22 protein-coding genes are annotated in these 20,753 nt (G+C 61.2%); 7 read left to right on the top strand and 15 right to left on the bottom strand.

The genetic code is table 11. From position 1 onward, the window contains the following. The first annotated feature begins 122 nt into the window (after positions 1-122). Positions 123-1,352 carry an NAD(P)/FAD-dependent oxidoreductase gene (locus tag OVA07_RS05360; protein ID WP_268170441.1) on the top strand — a complete coding sequence of 410 codons (1,230 nt, stop codon included), beginning with the start codon at positions 123-125 and terminating at the stop codon, positions 1,350-1,352. Here the strand turns inward: OVA07_RS05360 and queG are convergent. Then, the gene (queG, locus tag OVA07_RS05365; protein WP_268170442.1) at positions 1,349-2,398 is read right to left on the bottom strand and encodes a tRNA epoxyqueuosine(34) reductase QueG; all 1,050 of its coding nucleotides are present in this window, start codon (positions 2,396-2,398) and stop codon (positions 1,349-1,351) included. The two genes, OVA07_RS05360 and queG, sit on opposite strands and share 4 nt — an antisense overlap. A gap of 46 nt (positions 2,399-2,444) precedes the next feature. On the opposite strand from queG, the gene OVA07_RS05370 reads away from it, so the two are divergent. The 5 genes from OVA07_RS05370 (at position 2,445) to OVA07_RS05390 (ending at position 7,824) form a co-directional block, all read left to right on the top strand. After that, positions 2,445-3,425 (top strand): ABC transporter ATP-binding protein, encoded by a 981-nt coding sequence (locus OVA07_RS05370; protein WP_268170443.1) that lies wholly within the window; start codon positions 2,445-2,447, stop codon positions 3,423-3,425. After that, a complete protein-coding gene (locus OVA07_RS05375) occupies positions 3,425-4,657 on the top strand; it encodes an ABC transporter permease (RefSeq protein WP_268172612.1) in 1,233 nt (410 codons plus the stop codon). The genes OVA07_RS05370 and OVA07_RS05375 overlap by 1 nt, the downstream gene beginning before the upstream one ends. Positions 4,658-4,758: 101 nt before the next feature. Then, positions 4,759-6,096, top strand: a complete 1,338-nt coding sequence (locus OVA07_RS05380; RefSeq protein WP_268170444.1) for a cytochrome P450 — start codon at positions 4,759-4,761, stop codon at positions 6,094-6,096. Positions 6,097-6,245: 149 nt separating this feature from the next. Then, entirely contained in the window at positions 6,246-6,752 is a 507-nt protein-coding gene (gene msrB / locus OVA07_RS05385) for a peptide-methionine (R)-S-oxide reductase MsrB (RefSeq protein ID WP_268170445.1), read from the top strand. Positions 6,753-6,825: 73 nt separating this feature from the next. After that, entirely contained in the window at positions 6,826-7,824 is a 999-nt protein-coding gene (locus OVA07_RS05390; protein ID WP_268170446.1) for an esterase-like activity of phytase family protein, read from the top strand. Positions 7,825-7,915: 91 nt separating this feature from the next. On the opposite strand, the gene rpmB is transcribed toward OVA07_RS05390, so the two are convergent. From rpmB to OVA07_RS05415, 5 genes are all read right to left on the bottom strand, one after another. Further along, on the bottom strand, positions 7,916-8,200 hold the full coding sequence (rpmB, locus tag OVA07_RS05395; protein ID WP_268170447.1) for a 50S ribosomal protein L28: 285 nt from the start codon (positions 8,198-8,200) through the stop codon (positions 7,916-7,918). 101 nt (positions 8,201-8,301) lie between these two features. Beyond that, a complete protein-coding gene (locus OVA07_RS05400) occupies positions 8,302-9,189 on the bottom strand; it encodes an IS1 family transposase (protein ID WP_268170448.1) in 888 nt (295 codons plus the stop codon). Positions 9,190-9,238: 49 nt separating this feature from the next. After that, positions 9,239-10,312 carry a helix-turn-helix domain-containing protein gene (locus OVA07_RS05405; protein WP_268170449.1) on the bottom strand — a complete coding sequence of 358 codons (1,074 nt, stop codon included), beginning with the start codon at positions 10,310-10,312 and terminating at the stop codon, positions 9,239-9,241. After that, entirely contained in the window at positions 10,305-10,913 is a 609-nt protein-coding gene (locus OVA07_RS05410; RefSeq protein WP_268170450.1) for a hypothetical protein, read from the bottom strand. The genes OVA07_RS05405 and OVA07_RS05410 overlap by 8 nt, the downstream gene beginning before the upstream one ends. 72 nt (positions 10,914-10,985) lie before the next feature. Beyond that, positions 10,986-11,222 carry a hypothetical protein gene (locus OVA07_RS05415; RefSeq protein WP_268170451.1) on the bottom strand — a complete coding sequence of 79 codons (237 nt, stop codon included), beginning with the start codon at positions 11,220-11,222 and terminating at the stop codon, positions 10,986-10,988. Between the two features lie 339 nt (positions 11,223-11,561). Here OVA07_RS05415 and OVA07_RS05420 point away from each other — a divergent pair, with 339 nt between their 5' ends. After that, positions 11,562-12,017, top strand: a complete 456-nt coding sequence (locus OVA07_RS05420; RefSeq protein ID WP_268170452.1) for a nucleoside deaminase — start codon at positions 11,562-11,564, stop codon at positions 12,015-12,017. On the opposite strand, the gene OVA07_RS05425 is transcribed toward OVA07_RS05420, so the two are convergent. The 9 genes from OVA07_RS05425 to OVA07_RS05465 all read right to left on the bottom strand — a co-directional run bounded on the left by OVA07_RS05425 (position 12,014) and on the right by OVA07_RS05465 (position 20,706). Beyond that, complete coding sequence (locus tag OVA07_RS05425; RefSeq protein WP_268170453.1) at positions 12,014-12,712, bottom strand: ribonuclease T2; 699 nt, start codon at positions 12,710-12,712, stop codon at positions 12,014-12,016. The two genes, OVA07_RS05420 and OVA07_RS05425, sit on opposite strands and share 4 nt — an antisense overlap. Position 12,713: 1 nt before the next feature. Next, entirely contained in the window at positions 12,714-13,121 is a 408-nt protein-coding gene (locus tag OVA07_RS05430; RefSeq protein WP_268170454.1) for a hypothetical protein, read from the bottom strand. A gap of 14 nt (positions 13,122-13,135) precedes the next feature. Then, positions 13,136-14,014, bottom strand: a complete 879-nt coding sequence (gene nadC / locus OVA07_RS05435; protein WP_268170455.1) for a carboxylating nicotinate-nucleotide diphosphorylase — start codon at positions 14,012-14,014, stop codon at positions 13,136-13,138. A gap of 52 nt (positions 14,015-14,066) precedes the next feature. Beyond that, positions 14,067-14,864: a LytR/AlgR family response regulator transcription factor gene (locus tag OVA07_RS05440; protein WP_268170456.1), complete on the bottom strand. Its 798-nt coding sequence runs from the start codon at positions 14,862-14,864 to the stop codon at positions 14,067-14,069. An 85-nt stretch (positions 14,865-14,949) separates the two neighbouring features. Beyond that, entirely contained in the window at positions 14,950-16,095 is a 1,146-nt protein-coding gene (locus OVA07_RS05445) for a sensor histidine kinase (RefSeq protein WP_268170457.1), read from the bottom strand. 47 nt (positions 16,096-16,142) lie between these two features. Next, complete coding sequence (locus OVA07_RS05450) at positions 16,143-16,940, bottom strand: DsbA family protein (RefSeq protein ID WP_268170458.1); 798 nt, start codon at positions 16,938-16,940, stop codon at positions 16,143-16,145. 11 nt (positions 16,941-16,951) lie between these two features. Then, positions 16,952-18,304 carry a M48 family metalloprotease gene (locus tag OVA07_RS05455; RefSeq protein ID WP_268172613.1) on the bottom strand — a complete coding sequence of 451 codons (1,353 nt, stop codon included), beginning with the start codon at positions 18,302-18,304 and terminating at the stop codon, positions 16,952-16,954. Positions 18,305-18,347: 43 nt separating this feature from the next. Continuing rightward, on the bottom strand, positions 18,348-19,313 hold the full coding sequence (locus OVA07_RS05460; RefSeq protein ID WP_268170460.1) for an alpha/beta hydrolase: 966 nt from the start codon (positions 19,311-19,313) through the stop codon (positions 18,348-18,350). 43 nt (positions 19,314-19,356) lie between these two features. Next, positions 19,357-20,706 (bottom strand): hypothetical protein, encoded by a 1,350-nt coding sequence (locus OVA07_RS05465; RefSeq protein WP_268170461.1) that lies wholly within the window; start codon positions 20,704-20,706, stop codon positions 19,357-19,359. Positions 20,707-20,753: the final 47 nt, after the last annotated feature.

Genomic DNA, 20,753 nt, shown 5'->3' on the forward strand with positions numbered 1-20,753 from the left:
GGGAAATCTCCCTAATTCTCCCTTGGTGGGAAAGGTCTTTTTGACTCCGGTCAGTTGACGGACGCGCGGTTTTGGCCAAACCGGCACGCAAAGCAGGTGCGGGCATTACCGGGAGGATTCGGATGGAACAGGCGGACGTCGTGATTGTCGGGGCAGGCCACGGTGGGGCGCAGGCCGGTATCGCCTTGCGCCAGAACGGTTTTGAAGGCCGCATTCTGGTGATCGGGCGCGAACCGGAAATCCCTTATGAACGCCCGCCGCTGTCCAAGGAATATCTGGCGCGCGACAAGACGTTTGACCGCATCTGCATCCGCCCCGCCCAGTTCTGGGAAGACAAGGGTGTTGAACTACGGTTGAGCGCCGAAGTCGTGTCGATTGACGCAGGCGCGCGTACGGTCACGCTGGGCGATGGTTCGCAGGTGGAATATGGCAAGCTGATCTGGGCGACCGGCGGCGATCCGCGCCGCCTTTCGTGCATGGGATCGGACCTTGTCGGCGTGCATGGCGTGCGCACCCGCGCCGATGCCGACCGGATGATGGCCGAACTGGATGCGGGCGCGAAACGGGCGGTCGTGATCGGCGGCGGCTATATCGGGCTGGAAGCGGCGGCGGTGCTCACCAAGTTCGGCGTCGAGGTAACCCTGCTGGAAGCCCTGCCGCGCGTGCTGGCGCGTGTGGCCGGTGAAGCGCTGTCCGAATTCTATCAGGCGGAACACCGCGCCCATGGCGTGGACCTGCGCACTGGTGCGGCGATGGACTGCATTGAAGGCGATGGCACCAAGGTTACCGGCGTGCGGATGCAGGACGGGTCGGTCCTGCCCGCCGATATCGTGATTGTCGGCATCGGCATCGTGCCCTGTGTCGGCCCGTTGATCGCCGCAGGCGCGGCGGGTGGCAATGGCGTGGACGTTGACGAATTCTGCCGCACTTCGCTGCCCGACGTCTATGCCATTGGCGATTGCGCTGCCCATGCCAACGATTTTGCCGAAGGTGCGGTGATGCGGCTGGAATCGGTACAGAACGCCAACGACATGGCCACCTGCGTTGCCAAGGGCATCTGCGGCAATGAAGTGCCTTACAAGGCGACGCCGTGGTTCTGGTCGAACCAGTATGATCTGAAATTGCAGACCGTAGGCCTGTCCACGGGGCACGATCAGGCGGTGTTGCGGGGCGATCCGGCCACCCGCTCATTCTCGGTGGTCTATCTCAAGCACGGCAAGGTCATCGCGCTCGACTGCGTCAACATGGTCAAGGACTATGTGCAGGGCAAGAAGCTGGTCGAAACCCGTGCCCAGATCGCGCCGGAAATGCTGGCCGATGCGGGCGTGCCGCTGAAGGAAATGGCGGCTTAAGCCAGCCTGTCCAAAGCCCAGCGGGCGGCATCGGCCACCGCTGGGTCAGGATCGTCCAGCAGCGACTGCGCCACCGGGACAAGGCCCGCATCGCCGCTGTTGCCCGCTGCATACAGACAGTTACGCACCATGCGGTCGCGGCCGATGCGTTTGATCGGACTGCCCGAAAACACGGTGCGGAATGTCGCGTCGTCCAGCGCCAGCAGTTCGGCCAGCCTTGGTGCGGTCAGTTCAGCACGGGGCAGGAAGGCGCGGTTGGCCTGTGCCGCTGCGGCAAAGCTGTTCCACGGGCAGGCGGCAAGGCAATCGTCGCAGCCATAGATGCGGTTACCCAGCGCGGCGCGAAATTCCTCGGCCACCGGGCCTTTGTGTTCGATGGTCAGGTAGGAAATGCAGCGCCGCGCATCCAGTCTGTAGGGGGCGGGGAAGGCGTGTGTGGGGCAGGCGGTCTGGCAGGCGGTGCAAGAACCGCAGCGGTCGGCGTGCGGTGCGTCCCATGTCAGGTTCAGGGTCGTGTAGATCGCCCCAAGGAACAGCCATGATCCGTGGGTGCGGCTGACCAGATTGGTGTGTTTGCCCTGCCACCCCAGCCCCGCCACCTGCCCCAGCGGTTTTTCCATGACCGGGGCGGTATCGACGAAGACCTTGACCTCAGCCCCCGGTTCCTCAGCCACCAGCCACCGTGCCAAGGCCTTGAGATTGCGCTTAATCACATCGTGATAATCCGCCCCCTGGGCATAGACCGATATGCGCCCCCGGTCAGGATAGCGCTCCAGCGTGCGCGGATCGGCGGCAGGGGCATAGCTCATGCCAAGGGCGATCACGGCGTTGGCTTCGGGCCATAGCGATTGCGGGCCGCGGCGGTGATGCAGGCGGGTTTCCATCCATTCCATCGACCCGTGGCAGCCTTCGCCCAGCCATTGTTCCAGCCGCTGCGCGCGCAAGTTATCGTCGGCGGCGGGCGCGATGCCGCAGGCGGCAAAACCGAGGCGCGCCGCCTCCTGCTTCAGCCGGTCCTCCAGACTTTTTGCTGCGCCGTTAACCAAACTTGCTGTCCCGCTTGTTTATCGCCTACCGATAGGGCCGTGGCCCATGAAGATCGAGCTAGGGGAATGGCGGGTGTCCGGCAACGGGGGTGAAGCGGAACTCGCGATTGAGGCGCGCGGGTTGGTGAAGCGGTTCGATGGCTTTACCGCCGTTGATGGCGTCGACATTTCGGTGCCCAAGGGCGCGATCTACGGCATTCTGGGGCCGAACGGCGCGGGCAAGACCACCACGCTGCGCATGTTGCTGGGCATTATTGATCCCGACGAAGGCTATCGCCGCGTTCTGGGCCATGAACGGCCTACCGATGTTGCCCGCCGGATTGGCTATCTGCCCGAAGAGCGCGGCCTTTATCCGTCGATGAAGGCCTATGAAGCGATTGCGTTCCTTGCCGCCCTGCGTGGAGTGCCGCTGAAAGAGGGACGCCGCAAAGGGCGCGAAATGCTGGAAGAGCATGGCCTTGGCTATGCCGCAGACCGGCAGATCCGCCAGATGTCGAAAGGCATGGCGCAGCAGGTGCAATTGCTGGGCACGCTGGTCCATCAGCCTGATCTGGTGGTGTTCGATGAACCGTTTTCCGGCCTTGATGCGCTGAATCAGGGCAAGCTGGAATTGATGATTCGCGCACTGGCGGCGCGCGGAACAACCGTGATCTTTTCCACCCACGTCATCGCCCATGCCGAACGGTTGTGCGACCGCATTGCGATTATTGCAGGGGGCAAGGTGCCCTTTGCCGGGTTGGTGGACGAAGCGCGCGACCGGTTGCGCCCGCAAGTGCGGCTGGAAACGCGCGCACAGGATGGGCCATGGCGCGCGGCCCTGCCCGCCGATGTGCGGCATGAAGGCGCGTTCTGGCATTTCACCCTGCCTGAAAGCGGGGTCGAACCGCTGTTGCGCACGCTGATCGAAGGCGATGCAGGAATCCTCAGCCTGTCGATCGAGCGGGCGGGGCTGCACGATGCCTTTGTGGCGATTGCAGGCGAAGCGGCGGCAAGGGCGCTGAATGAAAGTGCGGGAGAGGCGAAATGATGATGGGGCTGCGAGAGAAGCTGCGCGCCGCGCTGGTGATTGCCCGGCGCGATTTCGTGGCGGTAATCTTTTCCAAGACCTTCATCTTTTTTCTGATCGGGCCTGCCTTTCCCATCATTGTTGGCGGGCTGGCAGGCGGCATCGGTGCCAAAGTGCAGCAGAACGTTGACCGTCCGCGCATCGGCATTGCCATGAGCGCGCCCGATGCCGACCGGCTTTTGGCTGCGCGTGAGGAACTGAAAGGGCGGGTGGCAGGCCCTGTGCCCGATATGATCGTGTTGGAGCAGGTCGCGCCAGGGCAGTCCTTTGACGCCCCCGCCGCGCTGGCTGACGGCGACCGGCAGGTTGCAGCTGTGCTGGATGGAACGCTGGATGCGCCAAGGTTGACCGGGCCGACCGAACGGGTGCGGCAATGGGCAGGTCTGGTGTCGAACCTTGCCGCGCGTGCCCGTTCGACCCAGCCGACCGAGTATCCCACTGTCGCGGTCGAGGAAGTGAACACCAGCGTCGCCAAAGTGAAGACCGGGCAGATCTATACCGCGCAGGGGGCGCAAGTATTGCTGTTCCTGCTGACGATGTTGCTGGCGGGTATGGTCCTGTCCAATCTGGTTGAGGAAAAGGGCAACAAGATCATCGAGGTGCTGGCGGCCGCGATTCCGATGGATGCCATGTTCATGGGCAAGCTGTTTGCCATGCTGGCGGTCAGCCTTGTCGGCATTGCGGTGTGGGGCACGGGCTTTGGCCTGCTGGTGCTGGCAGGAGGCAAGGCTTTGCCCGTGCTGTCGGTTCCCGCTGTGGGCTGGCCGCTGTTTCTCACGCTTGGCTTCCTCTATTTCGCTATGGCCTATCTGCTGCTGGGGTCACTGTTCCTGTCTATCGGCGGCATGGCTTCAACCGTGCGCGAAGTGCAGACGCTGTCGATGCCGGTGTCGATGTTCCAGCTTATGGTGTTTTTCTTTGCCAGCTTTGCGCTGACGATGCCGGGGACGTGGGTGGAGTGGGCGTCGATCCTGTTTCCGGTCAGTTCGCCCTATGCGATGCTCGCTCGCGCGGCGCAGCAGCCGGAGTTGTGGCCGCATCTGCTGGCGCTGGCCTGGCAGGGGCTGTGGGTGGCAGTGATCGTGCGGACAGGCGCAGCGCTGTTCCGCCGCACGGTAATGAAATCCGGCCCATCAGGTGCAAAACGCAGCGTGTGGGCGCGGCTGTTTCGTCGCAAGGGGGCCACGGCCTGAGCGACGCGCAGATGTGGATTATTGACATTGTTGTAGGTTATGGCACCTTGCCGGGGTGAAGCGGACCATGCGCAAAGCGTGGCCGCGACCGGAGGATAGCCATGGCCACACAACTAGCGCCCGAAGTCCCCACTTTTTCTTATCGCAGTTCGCCCACGGCGGCGCAGGCGTTTGAAGCGTGGCTGCGGGACAATCCGCAGGATATGCCGCACCATACGCAGCGCTGGGATGTCAGCCGTTCGGACATCTATGTTGAAGACCGCTGGCAGTCGATCTTTGCCGAAATGCGTGCGCAGGCACCGGTCAACCGCGTGCCCGAATCGCCCTATGGCGCCTATTGGAACGTGGCCAGCCACAAGGCGATCATGCATGTGGAATCGCTGCCGGAACTGTTTTCATCATCATGGGAATATGGCGGCATCACCATTGGCGACCCACCGGCCGATGTTGACCCGGCCAAGCTGGCGGAACGGCAATTGCCGATGTTCATTGCCATGGACCGGCCCGATCATACCGGCCAGCGCCGCACCGTGGCCCCGGCCTTCACGCCTGCCAAAATGGTGGAGATGGAGGCCGAAATCCGCCGCCGCACCGCCGACGTGCTCGATTCGTTGCCGTGGGGCGAACGGTTCGACTGGGTGGACAAGGTTTCCATCGAACTGACCACCGGCATGTTGGCGCTGCTGTTCGGCTTCCCGTGGGAAGACCGCCGGCTGCTGACGTTCTGGTCGGACTGGGCGGGCGATGTCGAATTGACGCTGGCGCGCGATCTTGCCGATACGCGCTTTGGTTTCCTGAGTGAAATGGCGCATTATTTCCAGCGTTTGTGGGGCGCGCGGATGCAGGCACCGCCCACGGGCGATCTGATTTCGATGATGATCCATTCCGAAGCCATGAACCACATGAGTCCGCAGGAATTCATGGGCAATCTGGTCCTGCTGATCGTGGGCGGCAACGACACCACACGCAACACCATGTCGGGCATCATCCACGCGCTCGACCATTTCCCCGATCAGCGCGAACTGCTGGAAAGCGATCCTTCGCTGATTCCCAATGCGGTGCAGGAATGCATCCGCTTCGTCACGCCGCTGGCGCACATGCGCCGTACCGCCACGGCCGATGCCGACCTGTTCGGCCATCAGATCAAGGCAGGCGAAAAGCTGATCTTGTGGTACATTTCGGCCAACCGCGACGAAACGGTGTTTGAAAACCCCGACAAGCTGATCGTCAACCGGCCCAATGCGCGGCGGCATCTGTCGTTCGGGCATGGCATTCACCGCTGCGTCGGTGCGCGGCTGGCCGAACTGCAATTGCGCATCCTGCTGGAAGAAATGCACGAGCGCCGCATGCGTGTGCGGGTAAGGGGCGATGTGCAGCGGGTGCGGGCCAATTTTGTCCACGGTTTCCGCAAGCTGGAAGTGGAACTGGAGAAGCGTTAACTTGGGGTCTTTGTTCGACCCGCTATGATATTGGTCACGATTGGCACCGGCAGGCGCGGCTATCACAGGTCATGTTCTGCCGGTGGGCCACCGCCCCCCAGGGTTTTAATGCCCACCGGCCCATCGGCAGAACACCTTAGAGGTTGCAGATGATCGTCAGACCTTTGCCCGCACTGCTCCATCGCCGTCGTATTCTGGCCTTGCTGGGGGCCAGCGCGGTTCTGCCCTTTGCCAGCGCGTGCAGCGCCAAACCTGCGGCAAAGGGCACATTCCCGATTGCCAAAAGCGATGCCGAATGGCGCAAGCTTCTGACCGCCGATCAATATTACATCCTGCGCGAAGAAGGCACTGAGCGGCCTTTCACGTCGCCCCTGCTCAAGGAAAAGCGCAAAGGCACATTCGCCTGTGCGGCTGATGGCACTGCGCTGTTCGCATCGTCCACCAAATTTGAAAGCGGCACCGGCTGGCCCAGCTTCTGGAAGCCGATTGCCAAGGCCGTGGGCACCAGCACCGATCGTTCGCTGGGCGTGGTCCGCACCGAAGTTCATTGCAACCAGTGTGGCGGGCATCTGGGCCATGTGTTCGACGATGGCCCTGCGCCTACGGGCCTGCGCTATTGCATCAATGGCGATGCGCTGGTGTTTCGCCCCATGTGACGAAAATGGCGTGATGGCTGATGATCTCACCGCTCCGGCTTGACCGCAGCGCAGCTTCTGCCATCGCGGCCCAGTGCGAAGATTCACCGCCCTTCTTCTCTTGCTGGCACCGTTGCTGTGGATCACCTGGGGGTGGAAGCCATTACCACCGGATTCGCCGCGGGCGCTGCTGCGGGTTTCGGACAGGACGGCGCAGATTGGCCGCGATGATCGGGCAAAGCTGGGGCCGTTCCGCCCGCTGCATTTGTGGCACATCACGTCGCCCAGCCCGCGCTTTGGTGGCTATTCGGCGCTTCTGGCCATGCCCGAAGGCGATTTTCTGGCACTGAGCGACCGCAATTCGTGGGCGCGTTTTGCCGTGCCTATGCGCGCTGGCCGGGCCACGGCCAAAACCGGACGGTTGATTTACGAACGGCGGCTGGATGGCGGTTATTCAGGTTTCGATGTGGAATCGGCGGTGCTCGATCCCATAGATGGCAGCTTGTGGGTTGGTGCCGAAGGCGGCGATCGGGTGTTCCGGCTGGCCCGACGCGGGCTGGGCGTGCAGGCATTCTCGATTGGTCCGATGAAGGCGTGGCCGCGCAATGGCGGTGCAGAAGCGATGGCGCGCCTGCGGGATGGATGCTGGATGATCCTGTGCGAATCATGCGCGTTCGATACTGCTGGGGCGCATCTTGGCCTGCTGTTTTCCGGGCATCCGGGGCGGTCGCCCTTAAGCCCTTTTCGAATCGTGCTGCCAGAAGGTTTCGATCCGGTCGATATGACGCCGCTGCCTGATGGGCGGCTGTTGATCCTGACGCGGCGGCTCAACCTTTTCCCGCTGCATTTCGAAAGCCGAATCGTGCTGGCCGACCCGGCGCAGATTGACCGGCGCCGCGCGTTGCGCACCACCGAACTTGCGCGGATCGATGGCCAGAATCTGCGCGAAAACTATGAAGGCATGACGTTGCTACCGGGCAGCGGGAGGCAGATGGTGCTGTGGTTGATTTCCGATGCCAACGATTCGGCGTTCCAGCGTACGCTTGTGCTGGAGCTGGCGTTTGATCCGTTGCAGTTTCCGCTCATTCGTTGAAACGCCAAAAACCCCCGATCCACTAAGGAAAGGGGGTTTTGGATCGATCAATCCCTTGCGGGAGAAATCTTAAGCCCTCGCGGGCGCGCTGTTAGGCAGCAGCAGCCTTCACCAGATCGCGCTTCACCTTGAGGGCGCGCGACGAAAGCTTCGTGTCCGACTGCTTCAGCAGCCAGTTGTCGAGGCCGCCGTTGTGCTCAACAGAGCGCAGACCGTGCGTCGAAACGCGGAACTTGAAGCTGCGGTCCAGCTTCTCGCTCATCAGCGTGACGTTCTGCAGGTTGGGCAGGAACAGACGCTTGGTCTTGTTGTTGGCGTGGCTTACGTTGTGACCGACTTGGCGGCCCTTACCGGTCAGTTCGCAGATACGCGACATGGCTAAAACTCGCTTGGCTTGTTCGATAGTAACTATCGGGAAGGCGCGGCTCTTATCGATTCAGCAGGCGAAGTCAAGGATTCGGAAGGCTTGGTAGTGTCTCAGTTTGAATTTTCCCGCTTGCGGTAAGGTCCGCGAGGTTTTGGCTCTGGGGCCATCGCATCAATCTTTGCCACAATGTCATCAAGCGACCAAAGGTGATCAGTGATCCCCGCTGCCATCGCAGGGGTGACACGAAGCGTCTTATGGATGCGGCAAAAGTTATAGAACGCGAAATACAGCGCCAGCGCGTGAATGTGGTTGTCCAGCTTCTTGCTGAAAGCGTTGGTCAACCGCGTGAAGCGGCGGTTCTGCATACGGATAGAGAGGTTCATGCGCTCCACATGCGAGGTGGAAACGTGCGCAATGTCGGGATTGCCCTCGCGGCGAACCTTCTTGATCCCAGTGCAATCGGCGGGGCTATAGCGCTTCTCAGGGCCAGCGCCGCCGATTGAGCCATACAGCTTCACAAGCTGGGCATAGTCCACGTCAGCACCAAATGCGCCTTCCACAGCTTCCAGATAAGCCTTGTGGCCGTCGGTCGTAAGCTGGACACGGTTGGCAAGGCGCGCGCGCAGATCGTCCATAACGATCATGGCGCTTTCGCCCGAACGATCCCCCACGAAATAGGAAACCATCAGCTTCGTGTCGGCATCAATCGCCGTCCACGTCCACACGTCGCCAGCGCCATCAGGAGCGGCCTTCGCATCAGCCACGTTCTTTTGCTTGGCATAGCAGAACGACCAGATTTCATCGCACTGGATGCGTGAAGCCTTCACGTTGCGCACAGTCTCGTCATGGATGGCAAGGCAGGCTTCCCCAGCCTCAACCAGCAGCTTGCCAACCGTGTTGATCGACACGTCCGCAATGCGGCTGATCGAGCGCATGGAGGAACCTTCGCACAGCATGGCGAGGATTTGGACGCGTTTTGCAAGGGCGAGTTTGTTCATGCCCATTTTTATATGAACTTTCTTGCTTAGCGTCAAGCATGAAATGTAATTATGAAACTAGGCGCAACATCGGTTTACTCTGTGGAACGGGATATAGGGATGCTACATCCTCCACCAGAAGTCCGAACATTTCTGCAATGTCTTCAATGGAATAATCTAGGTCGGAAATATGTGCCTTGATAATTGAACGGAGAACCGCAGGCCGCTCAACAAGGTGAGTGGCCTCCACCGGCTCACGTTTACGAAAGCCACGCTTAGACATTTCGATGGCGTAGTATTTATACATTCTGTCAGAAAGAGAGCCAATCTGCCAAGCTTTATACATTATAGACTGCATTGAAGTTCCCCAATACAGCTTTAAATCCATAAACTTTGTAAGAGAATGAGAATCGAAATCGTTTTTAATTTCCCTAGTAGGCATAAGAAACTCGGACGCAAACCTATTTGCCTCAATCTCCTGTTCACGATGAGGAGTTTGGTGACAAATCAGGTGCCCAATTTCATGAGCCAAACTAAAACGATACCGATCTTTTGGCTGATTAGAATTTATAAAAACAAGAGGCGGAAGACCGTCGCAGGAATGCTGACAGAACCCGTCGATCAGCTCGCTACCGAAGTCGAACGAGATAATGATTATCCCCGCCCCTTCCGCGAGTTTGGTAAGGTCGGCTACCGGCCCCTTAGGGACTTGCCACCTCTGCCGAAGCATTCTGGCAATTTCCTCGACGTCACGACCATATTCATCAGGATCGACCGACGGCAAGGCTGGCAAGGTCGGATCTAGCTCAACCGACTCCAGCAATGACTTCAAATTAAGTCTAAAAATCTCAGCCAAGCCATGAACTGCGTCTTGATCCTTCACAGCTAATTTAGCCCGCTTCCGATGGTAGCTCACCATCGGTTCCCGAACATAAGCACTCCGAAAAAAGAAGCCTGGACGGACGCGCAGCGCATCAGCCAGCTTCTCCACAAGCTCAGGCTGCGGCTGGATGCGGCCATGCTCCAGTTTCGACAGAGTCCCCTGCGTGATATATCCATCCAGCATAGAAACAAGTTCAGCCTGTCCCTTGCGGCGAACTTGTCGCGCAAGGGTAAGCAAGCTGCCGTTGAATACCTTATCCATTTGCCTTCCGCTCGCCACCTCTCACCAAAACACGAACCGCAACGTTTTCGTCATCATCGTCAACCGGCAGAGGCTGCTGAATGCCGCGACCGTCGTCGCCATCACTCAGAGAAATTGCCCACAGCACATTCCGATTGGCATCATTGCAGACGAGATAGATATCGATCTGATTTGGAGCGTTTTCCGGGACGCTCCAGCCCAAATAGAGGAGCGTCGCCTCGGGTGCATCCGGGAAAAGGGTAGATGCATAATCCGGCATTTCGTTCGCATCATACTGTTCGGACGCGTGGGTAGGGCTGACGCCAACCGAGAAGCCGCCAGACAAGCGCTTAACGCGGAGCGCATATTTGCTTTCAAGGCCGACCAGAACAAGCTGGCTCTTGCGGTGGAGGTGTGCGCCATTCGTAGCGTCGCAATAATCGCGCAGTTTGCGAACAAAGACATCGCGATAGATCGTCGCCCTCGATCGAGCCTCCAGCATTGGAGCTATCGCGCGACACTCCCGCATAAAAAAGGCATGGACCTCACGGCCCAACGCCATCAAGCCGGGGAAATGATGGCCGATTTCGACCTTGGCATCTTCAACGCTACGAATTGGCAATGTGCGCACTCCCTGCTGACTGAAGGGGTGTGGCACGAAATCCTGTCCAATTCAAGATATTTTATTCCAGATTTATTCCTTTGGCAGTTTTGCCCACCGCTTAGCCGCCGCAGCCTTAGCGATCTCCGCCCTGCGTTCCGGTGTCATATTCTCCGCGCGCTTCTTGCCGCCCTTGCTCCCAAGCTGGGCGGCGGCACTGGATAGCCCTTCGCGCTCGTCCTCAATCTCGCCGGTTGCGATCTTGCCGATCATCACCGCAAGGCCGATGGCGTCGGCTGGCCGCTTCTCTCCGCGTGGGCCTTTAGGCATTCCCGCCCTCCGGCCAAATGAATACGCCATCACGATTTACGCCATCTAGAATTTCATCTGAGTCCGCGCCAATCCGGGGGCCATCGCCGCGATTTATTTCAACCGTGCCTGCCGCCAACCAAGCACCGCTCGGAAGACTATCTGGGTTTTGTTCGGCGGCCAGCGCAACGCGGCTCCCCGTCTGTTCGGTAAACTTGAAAAGTCGCATACAGCCTCCATGCTTTCCGCTAAGCATAAGGCATGATCGCGGCTGGCGGTAGCCCTTTCGCGCGATCAAAATTCAAACTGAGACACTACCGAAGGCTTGAAAGCGTCGCGCGCTCACTTATACCGCACGCCATGACCCGCTGGCCCCTTCCCGAACCCATGCGAATGGCGCTGGATCAGGCGCTTTGCGCTGGGAAAGCAGGCGAAGTGCCGATTGGCGCGGTCATTATGCGGGATGGCAAGGTGATTGCTGCCGCACACAACCGCCCGCGCGCATTGTGCGATCCTACCGCTCATGCCGAAGTGCTGGCGATTCGCGCCGCTGCGGCTGCATTGGGGCAGGAACGGCTGGATGGGTGTGACCTGTGGGTCAGTCTTGAACCTTGCGCGATGTGTGCAGGTGCTATCGTCCATGCCCGGATTGCGCGCGTTTACTATGCTGCCAGCGATCCCAAAGGCGGCGCGGTGGAGCATGGTGGCCGTGTGTTCGACCAGCCCACCTGTCTGCACAGACCTGAAGTCTATTCCGGGATGGGGGAGAGCGAGGCGGCAGACATGCTGCGCAGCTTCTTCCGCGAACGGCGTTAAAAACTGCGCCAGATCTTCACTGGCACCGAATCGGCAGGGCCTGTGCCGCGTGGGCAGCGCACCGGTTTGAACGTGGTTGAATGGCAGACCTGCACTTCACGCAGCCAGCCGCCACGGCCCAGCAGCAGGCGGATCATATCCGGCTTCAGGCGCGGATTGGCCACCACCATCGCTTGGCGCATCATTGCGGCGTTCAGGCCTTCCTTGCGCGAAAGGCGGGCCATATCGGGGAAGGTCATGCTCTGAAACAGCGTGCGGCCTTTGTCGAAATAGGCCGCTGGGTCTTTGGTCATGCACGAACCATGCTTGGCCCATTCGTGCATCAGCAAGGTGGTGGACGGCGTGGTACAAAGGTTTCGGCGCAAAGTGGCGGCATCGGGCGCGCGCGGGGCCGGGCACCACTGCGGATACTGGCTGCCCCGTCCTTCGGGCCACAGTCCATGCAGGACGAAGCCGAACCGGCCCATGCGACCGGAGCATTGCGTGGCATTGGCCGGATCATCCTTGCGCGTGCGGCAATATTCGGGCGACCAGCTTAACGCCAAGGTATAGCCGGTGATTGGCACCACCCGCGCCGGTTCATCCGCCAAGGGCATGGGCGGCACCGAAACCTGCGGCGGCACCTGACATTGCCAGCCTTGCGCCAGCGCAGGTGTGGCGGTGGCGAGCGCCGCAAGCGCCATCGCACGGCGCATGTCAGTCAGCCTTGTTCTGGTTAAGCCATGCCGATGCCTGCGGGCGAAACATCAGCACGCCTGCGGCCAGCATCAGTATGATGGCCAGCGTGGAAAATGCGGCAAAAGGTGCGCCAAGCATCCGCGCCACTTCGGGAATGCCTGCAAGGCCCAGCAGTTCGAAACCCACAAGCACGGCCACGAACCATCGTGCAAAGCCCACGCGGGCGCGTGAAACGACCAGCCCCAGTCCCAGCGCGATCATCGCATTGGCATATGGCCCGATCAGGATACTGCGCTTGTCCACGCCCAACAGCGCAGCCATGGCCGTGGCATTGACCGAGACATTGACGATCCGCACCAACTGGCTGGCCAGCAGGGTGCGTTCAAACCAGACGATGGCGGCGGGACGTTCGGAAAGTTTTGACATGGGCCGGGAACCTGTCAGTCCAGCGGCGTGAAGTCGAGGCCGATGTCGGCGGCGGGCGCACTTTGCGTCAACCGACCGACCGAAACGTAATCCACGCCCGAAGCGGCAATCGCGCCGATGGTGTCGAGCCGGACCCCGCCCGACGCCTCGCACGGGACACGCCCGGCGACCAGCGCCACGGCCTGTTTCAACAGGTCCGGTCCCATGTTGTCGAGCAGCAGGCGGGTGGCCCCGGCAGACAGCGCAGGTTCGATCTGGTCGATATGATCCACTTCGCAGATCACGTCCTTAACGCCTGCGCAAAGCGCGCGCCGCACGGCTTCGGCCACGCCACCTGCGACAAGGACGTGGTTGTCCTTTATCATCGCGGCGTCCCACAGGCCCATGCGGTGATTGGTGCCGCCGCCGGTGCGTACCGCGTATTTTTCCAGATGGCGCAGGCCGGGGACGGTCTTTCGCGTGTCGAGCAGGCGGGCCTTCGTCTGGCCGCCAAAGGCATCGATCGCGTCGACATATTGCTGTGTAAGCGTGGCCACGCCCGACAGATGCTGGACGGTGTTCAGCGCGCTGCGTTCCGCCGTCAGCATGGCCCGCGCGTTGCCTTCAAGGTGCATCAGGTCGGTGCCGGGTGTCACTCGCGCACCTTCGGGCACAAGGATTTCGATCGTCATGGCAGGGTCGAGCGCGCGGAAGAAGGCTGCGGCGATAGGCAGCCCGCAGACGGTGATCGCATCGCGGCTGTCCATGGCGCCCGAAAAGCGCGCATCGGAAGGAATCACGCTTTCGCTGGTAACGTCATGCCCGCCGCCGGACAGGCCGTGGCCCAGATCTTCGGCAAGAGTGGCGGCGACGAAGGCTTCCAGATCGAAGCCGGGAATGGAAAAGCTGCTCATAGGCAGTCCATTATCATTCCCGGCGTTGGTGTCGAGCAGGGAAGCCCGGCGATCAGTGCACGAAGCGAGCCACCACATCGCGATAGGAGCGGCTGACTTTCACTTCCGCGCCGGATTCCAGCACCAGGAAGCATTCGCCGTTGGTGTGGGGGCGAACCTGACGGACCTGATCGAGGTTGACGATCTTCGAGCGGTGGACGCGCTGGAATACGCGGGGGTCAAGCCTGCGTTCCAGATCTTTCATGGTTTCGCGCAGGATCAGCGAATTGTCGCCGGTGTAGATGCACATATAATCGCCCGCCGCTTCGATCCGTTCGATGGTATCGACGTCGACGCGGAAAATCTGGCCGCGATCCTTGATGTTGATGAGCTTTTCGAAGCGGCCCGCAACCGGCTCGCCCTCATCCTCGATTTCGGGAAGGGCGCCGGGGGCGACTTCGGCCAGCACGTTCTTCAGCTTGTCGGCTTCTTCGCGTCCGCGCTTTTCCGAAAGACGGGTGCGGGCACGCTCCAGCGCGTCGGCCAGGCGGTCTTCCTCAACCGGTTTCAGCAGGTAATCGACGGCATTGGCCTCGAACGCCTTGATCGCATGTTCGGAATAGGCGGTGACGAAGACGAACAGTGGCGGGTCGATTTCCATTACGCCCTTCACCACCGAAAACCCGTCAAAACCGGGCATCTGGATGTCGCAAAATACCAGATCGGGCTTTTCGGTCTTGATCTTGCGGATCGCTTCGCGCCCGTTCGAACAGGTGTCGATAATCTCGACATCAGGGAAAGCCTGAAGGCGCAGTTGCAGGCCTTGAATGGCCAGTTTCTCGTCATCAACGAGGATGGTGCGGATGGTCATGCGTTACCCTTGTGCGTCACGTTGCGCCCCCGTGATCTTACCCCGTCGAAAGCAGGACCATCGAGAGTGGTTCCGGTTCCCAGCTTCATGCGCTGACAACCGCCGGACGGCGGGCCAGAACGGGCGGAGTTTCCGGCTCTCGCGGTTCGAAAGGCAGTTCCAGCACCACCTGAAAACCGCCTTCGGGGCGGTTGGAGATGTCGAAACGCTGGTTTTCGCCATAAGCCTGCAGAAGCCTGTCCCGAATGTTGGCAAGGCCAATGCCGGTTGATGCGCTGCTCACGCCGAACACTGTCGAAGGATCGGTGCCCGGTGACAAGCCCGGCCCGGTGTCCGACACGGTAACCCGTAGCATGGGGCCGACGAGTTGCGCCTCGATGGTAATTTCAGCGCCATATTCCATGGGGCCGACCGCATATTTGATGGCGTTTTCCACGAGCGGTTGCAGTAGCAGCGAGGGCATCAGCGCGTTCCGCACAGCATTGTCGATGCGAAATTCCGTGCGCAAACGCTCCTCAAACCGCATCAGTTCGATGTCGAGATAGAGCTTCAGCGTCTCGATTTCCTGCGCGACGGTGACGCGCGCGGTGGGTTCGTTCACCAAGGTATAGCGCAGGAACGACGACAGCCGCGACAGCATAGCATTGGCAGGTTCGGTCTGCTTCAGCAGCACCAGCGTCGAGATGGAGTTGAGCGTGTTGAACAGGAAATGCGGGTTGAGCTGATAGCGCAGCATGGCCAGTTGCGCGCTCGTGGCCTGCGCTTCCAGCCGCATGAGCTGATCTGTCTGTTCTTCCACCTGCAGGAAGAAGTTGATCGCGTAATACAGCCCGGTCCACGATATCAGCAGCGTCAGGTCAAGGTAGAACACGCCAAGGAAAAGTTGTGCGAAGCTGGCATCACCGCCCTGTCGATAGAGGCTGATGACCCACGAATCGATGAAGGCATAGAGGCCGACCGCGATGGACAGGGAAAGTGCGGTGACGCCCCATGTTATCAGCGGGCGCCGGTTGATGAGCGCACGGTAGATGACCGACAGGATCAGCGAGATCGAAAAGCCGGTGATCGTGGCGATGACCACGATGACAAGGAACGACCACGGCTGCGCATTGGCGATGGACGACATCGCGCGCAGCAGCATGGCCCCGCCCCAGCCAAGGATCTGCAAGCGCCAGAAGGCGCGGTTTTTATTGCCGAAGAACGGCGTGGGTCTGAACGGCAGCGCGGCCATGAAAACGGTTGTAACCGGTTGGGGCAGTCTAGCCTAGCCCCTCCGGATTACCCCTTTCGGGCCTGATCGATGGCGGCCTGCAGTTCTTCGGGCGGAACCGCGCCGTGAACCAGCTTTTCACCGATCACCCACGCAGGCGTGCCATTGACGCCAAGCTGGCGTGCGAGATCAAGATTGCGCTTCAATTCGTCCTCCACATCGCTGCGCGCGACAAAGGTGCTGGCGGCGGCAAGGTCCATGCCTGCGGCGGTAGCGGCGGCAGTGATGGACTGGTCGCTGGGACGCGCGCCGGTGAACATGGCGGTGTGATAGGCGGGGTATTTGCCCTGCGCGGCGGCAGCCAGAGCCATGCGCGCGGCAGGCGCGCTTTCAGGCGCGATGATCGGCAGTTCGCGGATCACCACTTTCAGGTCGGGGTTTTTTGCAATCAACCCTTCCAGCGCCTTCACGCTTTGCCGGCAATAAGTGCAGGCAAAGTCGGTGAATTCGACCAGCGTGACCTTGCCATTGGGGTTGCCCAGCACTGCGCCGGGGAACGGCGTTTCCAGCGCGCCACGCAAAGGCGCAATGCGCGCTTCGGATTCGCGCTGTTGCAGCCGTTCCATCGCTTCTGGCAACACTTCAGGGTGTTCAAGGATGTAGGACCGCACCAGTCCTTCGATGGCGGCGCGTTCCTTGCCACTGATCCCGGCGCTGGCGAGCGAGGCTTCCAGTTGCGCGTCTGCGCCCGGTTCGCCTGCGTCTTTGCGGCTTTCATACCACCAGCCGCCCAGCGCACCTGCACCGGCAAAAAGCACTGCGATCAGGGCGAAAGGGCCAAAGCGGCGGGGTTGGGTGTCTGCCATCGGGAGCGGCCTTAGCGCGATTTCTTCTGGCGTTCCATGGTCGCGCGGGCCGACATGGCGATATCCTGCGCGCGCAGCCAGTCGGGCGTGCCCTTGGGCAGCGCGGCTTCGGCGGCTTCGGCGCTGCGCACGGCTTCGGCCAGTCGCATGTTCATCAACTGCTGCTCGGCGCTGGCCAGCCGCGCCCGCGCCGTATCGCCGCGTGCTTCATAGACAACGCCAAGCTGATACCAGGTGAAGGGGTTGTCGCGGTCACGCACCACAGCGGCGCGCAGCACCTTTTCGGCTTCCGCAAAGTTGTCCTTGTCTTCGGTGGCGATCAGCGCGTGGCCGAATGTGGTGGCGATCAACGGTTCGTTGCCGGTCAGGGCGGTGGCTTCGCGCAGGGGCGGGATAGCCTCTTTCGGACGCCCGGATTCGAGCAGGATCTGCCCTTCCAGTTCAAGGAAATAGGGGTTGTGTGGGTCTTGCGCGATCAGCGCCTTGGTTTCATCCAGCGCCTTGTCGGCAAAGGCTTCCTTGTGAAAGGCATAGGCGCGGGCATAGCGCGCGGGAACGTCAGTCAGATATTCAGGGTAAGCGCGCAGGGTGGACTGCGGATCGGCCAGATAGCCATAGAGCTTGGCCTTCACCCGCAGGAACCGGGCCTGCAATTCGGCTGGCGGCGGGGTGTTCCACGCAGGGTCTTGCGAATAGGTGTCCTGCAAGGTGGCAAGGCGATCAGACGTCATCGGGTGGGTGCGATAGAATTCGGCATCCGGGTTCGCGCTGGCGTTGTAGCCGTAACGGAATTCCTGATTCTGCAGCTTCTTGAAGAATTCAATCGATCCGCGCCCGGAAATGCCGGCTTTTGACAGGAACTGTGCGCCCGCCGCGTCTGCTGATGATTCCTGCGCGCGGCTGAACGACAGGAATTTGCCCAACGCGGCTTGCTGGCCCGCCATGAACACGCCCATTGCCGCGTCCGCCGATCCTGCCGCAGCGGCAAGCCCGCCCAGCAGTAGTGACAGTACGGTAATGCCGGTGGCGGGTTTCAGGCCTTCGTCATAGCGAATGATGTGCCCGCCGGTGATATGGCCCAGTTCGTGCGCGATCACGCCCTGCAACTCGTTCACATTGTCCGCCGCGCCGATCAGCCCGGAATGGATGAAGATCATCTGCCCGCCCGCGACGAAGGCGTTGATCGACCCGTCGTTCAGCAGGACCAGATCTACCGCTTTGGGGTTGAACCCGGCGGCGACGAAAATGGGAGCGGCGGCATCACGGAACAGCGCTTCGGTTTCCGCATCGCGCAGCACCGATTGCGCGGCGGCAGGTTGCAGGCACAGCGCAAGCGCGGCCAGCATGGCGGTGAAACGGGCCATCATGCGGGGAAGGGAGTGGGCGCGCACTGTCACGGTGCCAGAACTATCGACCTGCCGCCTGAACCGCAACTGAAGCAGGCGCGGGAGCGGTGACACGGCTCAGGAAGGGTAACACCGCATCGATGGCGCGCGCATCGCGGCGGAAAGGCTGCGCGAACATGGTGATGATGCCTTCGTGTGTGACGCCGGGCAGGATCACAGGTTCATTGGCCACGCCCCGGTCGCGCAGAAGACGGGCCAGTGTTTTGGAATTGCGCGGTTTTACGCGCGTGTCGGCATCGCCGGTGACCAGCAGCATCGGTGGCGCATCGGCGCGGATGTGGTTGACCGGCTGTGTGGCTGCAAGATCAGCTGCTTGTCCGAAGGTGTTGATGGTGGCGTCGGTATCGAGCGGCAGGAAATCGAACGGTCCTGCCAGCGCCACCGTGCCGCGAATCATCGCAGGGTTCAGTCCTTGCGCCCGCAACCATTGCGGATCAAGTGTGAGCATGACCGCGTTGTAGGCTCCGGCGGAATGGCCCATCAGCGCCAGCCGCGCAGGATCGGCTCCGTGCTTTCCGGCATTGTCATGTACCCAGCGCAGCGCAGCCGCGCCGTCTTCCAGCATCGCGGGATAGCGCGCCTGCGGGTACAGCCGGTATCCCGCCAGCACTACGGCATAGCCATGCGAGGCGAATGTGCGGGCGATAAAGCGGTAGTCGTGCGGATCGCCACTAGCCCAGCTTCCGCCGTGGATGAACACCAGCACAGGCAGCGTGCCCTTGGCGCTTTGGGGCACGAACATTTCCAGCTTCTGTGCGGGGCCTTTGCCATAGCGGACATCGGCAACCTGCCGGATTGCGCCATCGCCGCCGTTCAGCAACTTGTCCGTGCCATTCAATACAGCAACTGCGTTGGTTTGCAGGGCATGACGCAGGGCAAGATAGCCTAAAGCGCCCAGCAGCACGAGGCAGGCCAGTGTCCAGCCAATCCACCCCATCCGCCATTTGTCCTTTGCCGCCCGTGCCATAAGGCATGGGCTAGCAGGGCAGATGCGGCGGGGGAAGCGTCCCTTAACCGATCAGGTGGCGTGCTGCGCGTTCGAACAAAGCTACGTCTTCGGCCACTTCACCCACCAGCGCCACTTCGCCATCTGGCAGGCGGCGGACCATGACGAGGGCGAATTCCGCGCCATCGGCAGGAGCAATGTCTGACAGTTTGCGCGGGGGCATGGCGCGCAGGGTTTCAGCCAGCGCTTCCGGCCCCAGTCGCGCCAAAGCTTTGCCTGCTTCTTCGCGGCGCATCGTGCGTTCGGTGTTGACCACACCTTTAAGTCCGCCAGGCGCTTCGGACAGATAGCGCCCCAGTTCGCCGCGCCCCAGCCCGATGCGCTGGGCATGGGTCAGTGCGGCGGCGTATTCGGTCAACCGGGTCTTGTCGTAATCCGCGCCGAACACCAGCTTGACCACCGGAGTCATCGGGGCGCGTTCCTGCATGGTCAGGCCCGCGTCTTCCAGTAGTTCGGCAAAATCTTCAGGCGCTGCCTGCGCGGCAAGGGCAAAGTCCCATGCGCGGCCAATGGCGGCATAAAGCGCGCTGCGGGTGCGGTCTTCGCTGGAATTTGCGACCAGTGCCAGATCGCGGGCTGAAGCAAGCCAGTCGCCCAGATACTCAGGTTCCGCATCCTGCGTGCCTGCGGGCAGCGGAGCAAGGTCAGCCTCTATTCCAAACGCGGGTTCGGGAAAGGTATCGAGGTCGAGCGCCACCGGGCCATCGGCCCAGCAATCACTGGGTTCGATCAGGGGACGGCGGGGCTGCTTTTTTACAGGGGCGGCTTCCAGCGCCTGCCCGATTTCCAGCATCAGCTCATCGGTGGTCTGCTGGTCGGCCAGTTCCTTCCAGTTGATCGCCCCCATGATGTAGTCGATTTCCAGACCGTTCGACGAGAACGGCAGCAGGATACCGCGATAGAGGATGGTGTGGCCATGCTGGTTGACGAATTCGGCTTCGAATCCAATCGGAGCCTGATTGGCCAGAATCTGCATGTAATGGTCGGTAATGCGCGACAGCAGCGACCGGCCCGGAACCTGGCTCAACCGCTTGATCGACTGTTCGGTGCCACATTCGGTGGCCAGCTTTGCCCCGACGAAAGTGATTGCCGGATCGTCCAGCCCTTCGTCAAAGTGCAGCAGCACGGCGTTGTCGGAAAAATCGGGATAGGCGCCATCCAGCAGCCCCTGCACCGGCGGCAGCGTATTGTTGCCCAGCAGGCCCGCCCAGTAATTATAGGCGCGCACCTGCATCCGGCGCTCATCCTGCCCGGCGAACGAGGGCGGCGGTTCGCTGGCCGCGTCATCCTCATAGCCCGCAAGATCAAGCTCGCCTGCGTAGCGGTCGGAATCGAATCCCCGCAAAGTATCCATGACGCCCACCTGGTCCCTTTCCTTCGAGGGACGGTCTGGCGCAACTT

It is taken from the genome of Novosphingobium sp. SL115 (assembly GCF_026672515.1).
GTDB lineage: Bacteria > Pseudomonadota > Alphaproteobacteria > Sphingomonadales > Sphingomonadaceae > Novosphingobium.

Excerpts from the sequence above, each read along its gene's own strand:
- OVA07_RS05460 (WP_268170460.1), bottom strand. The coding sequence starts at position 19,313 with ATGGCACGGGCGGCAAAGGACAAATGGCGGATGGGGTGGATTGGCTGG.
- nadC (WP_268170455.1), bottom strand. The coding sequence starts at position 14,014 with ATGAGCAGCTTTTCCATTCCCGGCTTCGATCTGGAAGCCTTCGTCGCC.
- OVA07_RS05465 (WP_268170461.1), bottom strand. The coding sequence starts at position 20,706 with ATGGATACTTTGCGGGGATTCGATTCCGACCGCTACGCAGGCGAGCTT.
- OVA07_RS05415 (WP_268170451.1), bottom strand. The coding sequence starts at position 11,222 with ATGCCTAAAGGCCCACGCGGAGAGAAGCGGCCAGCCGACGCCATCGGC.
- OVA07_RS05440 (WP_268170456.1), bottom strand. The coding sequence starts at position 14,864 with ATGACCATCCGCACCATCCTCGTTGATGACGAGAAACTGGCCATTCAA.
- OVA07_RS05380 (WP_268170444.1), top strand. The coding sequence starts at position 4,759 with ATGGCCACACAACTAGCGCCCGAAGTCCCCACTTTTTCTTATCGCAGT.
- OVA07_RS05430 (WP_268170454.1), bottom strand. The coding sequence starts at position 13,121 with ATGTCAAAACTTTCCGAACGTCCCGCCGCCATCGTCTGGTTTGAACGC.
- OVA07_RS05420 (WP_268170452.1), top strand. The coding sequence starts at position 11,562 with ATGACCCGCTGGCCCCTTCCCGAACCCATGCGAATGGCGCTGGATCAG.
- OVA07_RS05370 (WP_268170443.1), top strand. The coding sequence starts at position 2,445 with ATGAAGATCGAGCTAGGGGAATGGCGGGTGTCCGGCAACGGGGGTGAA.
- rpmB (WP_268170447.1), bottom strand. The coding sequence starts at position 8,200 with ATGTCGCGTATCTGCGAACTGACCGGTAAGGGCCGCCAAGTCGGTCAC.
- OVA07_RS05360 (WP_268170441.1), top strand. The coding sequence starts at position 123 with ATGGAACAGGCGGACGTCGTGATTGTCGGGGCAGGCCACGGTGGGGCG.
- OVA07_RS05450 (WP_268170458.1), bottom strand. The coding sequence starts at position 16,940 with ATGGCAGACACCCAACCCCGCCGCTTTGGCCCTTTCGCCCTGATCGCA.
- OVA07_RS05425 (WP_268170453.1), bottom strand. The coding sequence starts at position 12,712 with ATGCGCCGTGCGATGGCGCTTGCGGCGCTCGCCACCGCCACACCTGCG.
- OVA07_RS05400 (WP_268170448.1), bottom strand. The coding sequence starts at position 9,189 with ATGAACAAACTCGCCCTTGCAAAACGCGTCCAAATCCTCGCCATGCTG.
- OVA07_RS05375 (WP_268172612.1), top strand. The coding sequence starts at position 3,425 with ATGATGGGGCTGCGAGAGAAGCTGCGCGCCGCGCTGGTGATTGCCCGG.
- OVA07_RS05445 (WP_268170457.1), bottom strand. The coding sequence starts at position 16,095 with ATGGCCGCGCTGCCGTTCAGACCCACGCCGTTCTTCGGCAATAAAAAC.
- OVA07_RS05405 (WP_268170449.1), bottom strand. The coding sequence starts at position 10,312 with ATGGATAAGGTATTCAACGGCAGCTTGCTTACCCTTGCGCGACAAGTT.
- msrB (WP_268170445.1), top strand. The coding sequence starts at position 6,246 with ATGATCGTCAGACCTTTGCCCGCACTGCTCCATCGCCGTCGTATTCTG.
- OVA07_RS05455 (WP_268172613.1), bottom strand. The coding sequence starts at position 18,304 with ATGGCCCGTTTCACCGCCATGCTGGCCGCGCTTGCGCTGTGCCTGCAA.